Consider the following 4,060-nt stretch of genomic DNA (forward strand, 5'->3'; position numbering starts at 1 on the left):
GCGGCCGTCGGCCTGGTACGAGAGGAACTGGACCAGTCCGCTGAGCAGGCCGAACAGCAGCACCGCCGTCATGCCGATGATCTGGAGGCGGTTGAGCAGCGTGGGGGTGTCCGACACCCCGGCGCCGACGGGCTTGCCGGTGGGCGCGGGCCAGAGGCCCTGCGCGGCGGCGGCGGGCGACGCCGGGGCTGCGGGCGCCGGCTGGGGCCCCGGGGGCGGCGGTGCGGCGGCGGACTGGGTCATGGGGTCTCCTCCTGCGCGCGGTCGGCGCGGGCCGTCGGCTCCTCGGCGTCCAGCGGCGCCGGCTCCCCCTGGTCGGGCAGGGGGTCGGTCAGCGCGTCCACGACCTCGGGCGGCACGGCATCGGCGGGCGGCACCAGGGTGCCGTCGGGGTTGACCACCGGCTCCTCGTCCTCCTCCTCGGGCGCCACCAGGTCGGCGGCCTCGAGCGCGCGGAGCTGGTCGAGCGTGGGTTCCTTGATGTCGCGCAGCCGCCAGGCGTGGTGGCCGATCGCGGCCTCGAGCATGTTGCGGACGTAGCGGGCATTGCCGAACGACGGACCGCGCGGGGCCTCGGCGAGGAGCTCACGCAGCCGGGCGACGACGTCCTCCCCCGCGTCGAAGTCGGCGCCCTCGGCCATCTGGGTGAAGATCGCGGCCAGCTCGTCGTCGGAGTAGTTCGCGAACTCGATCATCGTCCGGAAGCGGCTCTCGAGGCCGGGGTTCTCGGAGATGAAGACGGCCATCGGCAGCGGGTAGCCGGCGACGATGACGACGAGGTCGTCGCGCTTGTCCTCCATCTCCTTGACCAGGGTGTCGATCGCCTCCTTGCCGTACTGGTCCCCGGAGAGCGAGTAGGCCTCGTCGATGAAGAGCACGCCGCCCTCGGCGGACTTCACGACGTCAGCGGTCTTCTGCGCGGTCTGGCCGAGGTAGCCGGCCACCAGCTCGGAGCGGTCGACCTCGACGAGCTGGCCCTTCGAGAGCAGGCCGAGGGCCCGGTAGATGCCGGCGACCAGCCGGGCCACGGTCGTCTTGCCGGTGCCGGGGTTGCCGTTGAAGACCAGGTGTCGGGTGATCGTCGGGGTGTCGAGGCCGGCCTTCTTGCGCAGGCCCTCGACCCGCAGGACCGCGGCCTGCCGGTGGATCTCGTCCTTGACGTTCTTGAGGCCGATGAGCGCGTCGAGCTCGGCGAGAAGCTCCTCGACCGTCTTGGTCGGCTCCTCGGGCTTCGGCTCCTCCGCGACCGGCGTCTCCGGCTCCTGCGCCTGGGTCTGGACGCCGTCGGCGGTCGTGGCAGGAGCGTCGGCCGTGGGGGTGACCGGCGCGACCGGAGCTCCGGTCGGTCCAGGCGTCGGCTGGTCGAGCCCGGGTATGGTCGGCACCGGTCCGCCCATCGCCTCGAGCTGACGTCGTACCTGGTCGCCCATCCGGCGCACCTGGTCGAGCATCTCGTCGCCCACCCCCGGCACGGACTGCCGGGTCGGCAGCTCGAAGGCGCCCGGACCGGTCGCCGACGGGGTGAACGATCGGGCCTCGCCGAGCTGGGCCGCGGTCGCCATCGTGGCGGTGCCGACGGCCTCGGGCCCGGGCTGCCCGAGCAGGGTCGCCGCGAGGGCGACCTCGCCGAGCGCCTTGGCGTACGCCGGGGCGTGCTCGGAGCGGTTGACCGCCAGCTGGCCCATCAGCGGCGTGGGGCCCGCGCGGAACCGGTTGCCCTGCTTGGCGGCGAGGAAGAACTCCTCGGTCGCGCCCGGCTTGCCGACCTGCTCGCACCAGTCGACGAAGGCGCCCTTGGAGCGCTCGGCGACGGTCGCGGCCATCGCCTCGCCCTCGGTGCGCGCGGCGGCCTCGTCGAGGCCGGCCGCGCGGGCGGCGGCGGCGAGCCCGTCCAGGCACTCCGCCAAGGAGTCGCTCATGGTGCTCCCAAGGTGAGGTCGGGGCCACCCGTGGACGAGTGGCCGAACTTGGCTTCGAGGAACTTGCCGTGCGCGATGAGCGCCTGGGCGTCGGCCCGGTTGGCGGCGTCGAAGATCTTGTCCATCGTCACGCTGAGCAGCTCGAGCTGCCCGATGAGGACCATCAGCGAGGTCTTGTTGCCGTCGACGGGCCGGGTGTCGGCCCACTCGCGCGGCAGCCGGAGGTAGCCCCCGACCGCCTCGGGGAGGTACTCCGTGGCGGTCGCCATGATCGAGTAGCCGTCATAGCTGCCGACCCCGAGACCGGGCAGGCGCGGCAGCGTCTGGTGGATCGTGCGCGCGATCTTGACGACGCGCGAGATCACCACCGGGGGCGCGTTGCCCTCCTGGAGCATCGCGTTGACGCGGTTGAGCGCCGCGATGATGTCCTTGTCGGTCGGCGGGGGCGGCGCGACGAAGCCGCCTGCGCCTCCCTCCGTGGCGTCCTTGCCGCGGACCTTCCGGAACCACGACCCGAGTCCCACGTCGTAGATCAGCCCTTGATGTCGAGCGTGCCGGCGGCGTTGCGCTGGTCGTGCTTCTGGACCCGCTCGAGGTAGGACTTCGACTTCTCGACCTCGCTCTCCAGGACGCCGATGGTCGTGGACATGGTGTCGAGCGCCTTGAGCTTGAACTCGTCGATGGAGTCCATCGTCGCGTAGATGTTGGCGAACGCCGCCTGCAGCTGCTCGATGCCGATCGTCGAGGACGCCGCCTGCTCCTGGATCTTCGCGGAGTTGTCCTTGAGCATCTCCGACGTCTTCTGGATCAGGTTCGACGTCGTCGTGTTGAGGGCGGTGATCTGGTCGAGGACCAGCTTCTGGTTGTTGAGCGCCTGCGCGACGATGACCGCTGTCCGGAGCGCCGAGATCGTGGTCGTGGTGGCGCGGTCGACACCCTTGATGAGCTCGATGTTGTTCTTGATGATGATGTCGATCGCCAGGTAGGCCTGGATCGACACCGCGAGCTGGGTCAGCAGGTCCTGGTGCTTCTGGCGCACGTAGAACAGCACGTCCTGGGAGAGCGTCTTGGCACCCTCGGGGTCGCTCAGCTCGAGCTCCGCGATCTTGGCCGACAGCTTGGCGTCGAGGCGCTCGGAGACGTAGATGTACTGGTTGAGTCGGCCCATCGTCGCCCAGAGGTTCGTCTTCTCCAGGTTGAGCGCCACGTTGTCCTTGGTCAGCTCGTCCTGGCCGCTGCGGAGGTGGTGCAGGATCCCGTTGAGCTGGCTCTGCGAGGACTGGTACTTGCGGAAGTAGTCCTCGATCTTGTCGTTGAAGGGCAGCTTGTCCCACCACTTCTTCGCGCCGGTCGCCTGACCGGGGTCGAGGTCCTCGATGGTGCGGCGGAGCTCGAGCAGGGTCTTGCCGACGTTGGAGCCCTGAGAGATGCCGCCCTCCTTGAGGGCGCTGACCGGCTTGTCGAGCATCCGGTTGGACGTCTCGGCCGCCTTGCGGATGTCGGCGTCGCCCATCGTCCGCACGTTCTCGGCCTGCGCGGCGAACCCGGGGCTGCCGATCTTCTCGTTGGTGAGGGCGTCGAGGAAGCCGTCGACCTTGGCGTCGAGCTCGGGGACCATCTCGGCCGCGACCTGGGGCGCCATCTTGGGCGCGGCGGTCTCGGCGATCGGCTTCGGCGCCTCGGGGGCGGTGAGGGTCAGGACAGGCTCGGGAGGGGCGAGCGGGCTGGGCTCGGGGGCAGCCGCCTGGGAACCATCGGTGGTCATGACTGGAGACTATCCACCAAATGAAGGGTCCACACTCAGGGATTCCCCTGGGTAAAGGACTGGCCAACCCAGCCCGCTGGGGCGCGGTCCTCCGTAGCGTCGGGCCATGACATCCACGACCGCGGACGCTCGTGCACCACGACGCGCCCTGATGCTCGCCTCCGTCCTGCTGCTGATCGCACCCGCGACGGCTGTCGTGGTCGGTACCGCGGTCGCACCGCCGGCCCAGGCGGCGACCACCGTGCTGGTCCCGCCGGAGCTGGACTGGAGCCCCCCGTTGACCGGTGGACCCGCCCGGCGGGCCTGTGGTTCCACCGTGCACTGCGTCGGCGCCTCCGGCAGCTTCGCCACCATCCAGGCGGGCGTCCGCGCAGCG

Annotated in this window: 5 protein-coding genes; 1 reads left to right on the top strand and 4 read right to left on the bottom strand. The window is 70.7% G+C overall.

Going from position 1 to position 4,060, the window contains the following annotated elements; translation table 11 throughout:
* From H0487_RS22000 to H0487_RS22015, 4 genes are all read right to left on the bottom strand, one after another.
* A partial coding sequence (locus tag H0487_RS22000; protein ID WP_183096347.1) for a hypothetical protein occupies positions 1-243 on the bottom strand: 243 nt, incomplete at its 3' end.
* Complete coding sequence (locus H0487_RS22005; RefSeq protein WP_246384286.1) at positions 240-1,919, bottom strand: AAA family ATPase; 1,680 nt, start codon at positions 1,917-1,919, stop codon at positions 240-242. The genes H0487_RS22005 and H0487_RS22000, both read right to left, overlap by 4 nt.
* Complete coding sequence (locus H0487_RS22010; protein WP_183096348.1) at positions 1,916-2,443, bottom strand: hypothetical protein; 528 nt, start codon at positions 2,441-2,443, stop codon at positions 1,916-1,918. Before H0487_RS22010 ends, H0487_RS22005 begins: the two co-directional genes overlap by 4 nt.
* A gap of 8 nt (positions 2,444-2,451) precedes the next feature.
* Positions 2,452-3,684: a toxic anion resistance protein gene (locus tag H0487_RS22015; RefSeq protein WP_183096349.1), complete on the bottom strand. Its 1,233-nt coding sequence runs from the start codon at positions 3,682-3,684 to the stop codon at positions 2,452-2,454.
* A gap of 106 nt (positions 3,685-3,790) precedes the next feature.
* Here H0487_RS22015 and H0487_RS22020 point away from each other — a divergent pair.
* Positions 3,791-4,060, top strand: a 270-nt coding sequence (locus H0487_RS22020; protein WP_220793685.1) for a hypothetical protein, incomplete at its 3' end; no start/stop codon positions are given.

The sequence above is a fragment of the Nocardioides stalactiti genome, assembly GCF_014180715.1.
GTDB classification, from domain to species: Bacteria; Actinomycetota; Actinomycetes; order Propionibacteriales; family Nocardioidaceae; genus Nocardioides; species Nocardioides stalactiti.

Bases quoted from the DNA above. Each gene is read 5' to 3' on its own strand.
- H0487_RS22005 (WP_246384286.1), bottom strand. From the start codon at position 1,919: ATGAGCGACTCCTTGGCGGAGTGCCTGGACGGGCTCGCCGCCGCCGCC.
- H0487_RS22015 (WP_183096349.1), bottom strand. From the start codon at position 3,684: ATGACCACCGATGGTTCCCAGGCGGCTGCCCCCGAGCCCAGCCCGCTC.